Raw genomic sequence first — 2,959 nt, 5'->3', positions numbered from 1 at the left:
ATGTTAATAATATTAGCTTCAAGTTTTGCTATATCCCTATTATGGATTGTTAGTTTTATAGTAACTCTGCGTTTCTTCGACTTTCTAATTCCACAGAGATACGAAAACTTGAAATCAAAAGTTATTTTTGTAGTAATGTTTATAATAATTATCACTTCAGCTGATTATGCTTTTTCATTTCTCTAATAAAAATATTTTTAATAAAAACAATATTTTACCTAACTAAACCTTATCCTATTACAGTAAAGTTTTTCTCAGAGGGTGATTAAATTTCATCCTCTTTTTCGTCATAAAAGATAAATTTTCAATTAAGTTAAAAACATTGCCTTTTAAAGGGATTAAATCGTATTTTCTTCTTGAATCAACTCTTCCCAAAAAATATTCACCACTGGATTTTGTAAATTTTTCCGATTAACGCAGATACCTAAAGATAATGCGTCAATACTTGGTTCTATATTGAGATAAGTGATTTGTGTATTCATTGGGTTATGAGCAATAACAACATCAGGTAATAACGCTAAACCAAAGCCCATTGCCACCATCGGGACAATACCTTCATGTCCTGCAACAGTCGCATAAATTTTAGGATGCTTAATCCCTTTTTGTTGGAACCATTGTCCTATTTTCTGCCTAGCCGGTCCTTCTACTGGCACAATAAACGGAATCTCTTGCCAATTAATCGGTGATTGTTGTAATAGCTGGTTAGCAACACAAGCAACTTTCGGGGCAATCAATGAGAAAGGTAATAAGTCGATTTGATGAAAAATAATATTGTCGGGTAGTTGTTCGGGTTCACCTGCAATAGCTAAATCTACTTGCCGACTTTGTACTAATTGAACTGCTAACGCTGGATCCCCTGTGGTTAATTGAATTTCTACTTTTGGGTGTTTTTGCCGAAAACGCGCTAAAATTTCAGGCAAATGGCTATAACTTGCTGTTACTGAACAAAATAGCCGAATTTCTCCAACTAAATCTATCGTATTAGGTTGCAACTGTTGTTGTAATAAGCGCCATTCTTGTAATGTTTTTTCTGCAAATTGATAAAACTGTTCACCCGTTGGCGTTAATTCAACAGAACGATTATCTCGCCAAAATAATGCTTTCCCCACTTCCTCTTCAAGCCGTTGAATTTGGCGAGAAAGAGTTGAAGGACTGAGATGATTCAACGCTGCTGATCGAGCAAAATTTTTACTCTCACAAAGATGTAAAAACAGTTTTAATTGTTGAAAATCCACCATTTCCTCCCAAACAAAATAGATGTTAATAATATTGCATATATTGCAATTATGGATTTCAATAATATCAATTTACGCAATAAAAAAAAGCCTTATACTCAAAATAAAGCAATGATTATTCGCTTAGTAAACACAATTAACTTATCTAGATGCATAGGAGTATTTTTTTATGGCTAACTATTTCAACACATTAAACTTACGCCAAAAACTTGATCAATTAGGTCGCTGTCGTTTCATGGATCGTAGCGAATTTGCAGATGAAGCAAACTTTTTAAAAGGTAAAAAAGTCGTTATCGTTGGTTGCGGCGCACAAGGCTTAAACCAAGGATTAAATATGCGTGACTCTGGTTTAGATGTGAGCTATGCGTTACGTAAAGAAGCGATCGCTGAAAAACGTGCTTCTTTCCAACGTGCATCTGAAAATGGTTTTGTTGTGGGTAACTATGAAGAACTTATTCCTCAAGCAGATTTAGTAATTAACCTTACTCCAGATAAACAACATAGCAGCGTTGTTAAAGCAGTAATGCCATTAATGAAACAAGGCGCTGCATTAGGTTATTCTCACGGTTTAAATATCGTTGAAGTAGGTGAGCAAATTCGTCCAGATATTACGGTAGTTATGGTTGCTCCGAAATGTCCAGGTACTGAAGTTCGTGAAGAATATAAACGTGGTTTTGGTGTGCCAACTTTAATTGCTGTTCACCCTGAAAACGATCCGAAAGGCGAAGGTATGGCAATTGCTAAAGCGTGGGCTGCTGCAACTGGTGGTCACCGTGCTGGTGTACTTGAATCCTCTTTTGTTGCAGAAGTGAAATCTGACCTAATGGGGGAACAAACCATTCTTTGCGGTATGTTACAAGCGGGCTCATTGATTTGTTACGACAAATTAGTTGCTGATGGTAAAGACCCGGCTTATGCTGCACAATTAGTTCAATATGGTTGGGAAACCATTACTGAAGCATTGAAATTAGGTGGTATTACCTTAATGATGGATCGCCTTTCTAATAGTGCTAAATTACGTGCTTTTGAGCTTTCTGAACAGATCAAAGCAATGTTAACTACCTTATTCCAAAAACATATGGATGACATCATTAGTGGTGAATTCTCTGCAACCATGATGGCTGACTGGGCAAATGGAGATAAAAATCTACTTACATGGCGTGAAGAAACAGGTAAGAGTGCATTTGAAAACGCTCCTAAATATGAAGGCAAAATTAAAGAACAAGAATACTTTGATAATGGCGTATTAATGATTGCGATGGTGAAAGCTGGGGTAGAACTTGCCTTCGATACTATGGTTTCTAGCGGTATTATTGAAGAATCAGCTTATTATGAATCACTACACGAATTACCATTAATCGCAAATACTATTGCACGTAAACGTCTTTATGAAATGAATGTGGTAATTTCTGATACCGCAGAATATGGTAACTACTTATTCGCAAATGTAGCAACACCAATTATGCGTGAAAAACTTGTTCCGCAATTACAAAAAGGTGACTTAGGCGAAGCTACACCAACCGTAGAAATTGATAACATTACATTACGTGATGTCAACGATGCCATCCGCAATCACCCGATTGAAAAAGTAGGTCAAAAACTTCGTGGTTATATGAAGGATATGAAACGTATCGTGGTTGTTGGTTAGATCTAAACTAAATGATCTGACAAATCATTATAAAAATGAGAGTTTCCCGTTTAGAATATGAGTGTCTAAAATTCAA

2 protein-coding genes are annotated in these 2,959 nt (G+C 35.9%); one reads left to right on the top strand and one right to left on the bottom strand.

Going from position 1 to position 2,959, the window contains the following annotated elements; genetic code table 11:
• Positions 1 to 338 precede the first annotated feature (338 nt).
• Positions 339 to 1,235: an HTH-type transcriptional activator IlvY gene (gene ilvY, locus PF272_RS01625; protein WP_271141388.1), complete on the bottom strand. Its 897-nt coding sequence runs from the start codon at positions 1,233 to 1,235 to the stop codon at positions 339 to 341.
• A 169-nt stretch (positions 1,236 to 1,404) separates the two neighbouring features.
• On the opposite strand from ilvY, the gene ilvC reads away from it, so the two are divergent.
• On the top strand, positions 1,405 to 2,883 hold the full coding sequence (gene ilvC / locus PF272_RS01620; protein WP_271141387.1) for a ketol-acid reductoisomerase: 1,479 nt from the start codon (positions 1,405 to 1,407) through the stop codon (positions 2,881 to 2,883).
• Positions 2,884 to 2,959: the final 76 nt, after the last annotated feature.

Origin of the sequence: Gallibacterium faecale, assembly GCF_027920745.1 — a bacterium.
Classification (GTDB): domain Bacteria; phylum Pseudomonadota; class Gammaproteobacteria; order Enterobacterales; family Pasteurellaceae; genus Gallibacterium; species Gallibacterium faecale.
This window is presented reverse-complemented; position numbering and strand designations above follow the sequence as displayed.

Bases quoted from the DNA above. Each gene is read 5' to 3' on its own strand.
- ilvC (WP_271141387.1), top strand. From the start codon at position 1,405: ATGGCTAACTATTTCAACACATTAAACTTACGCCAAAAACTTGATCAA.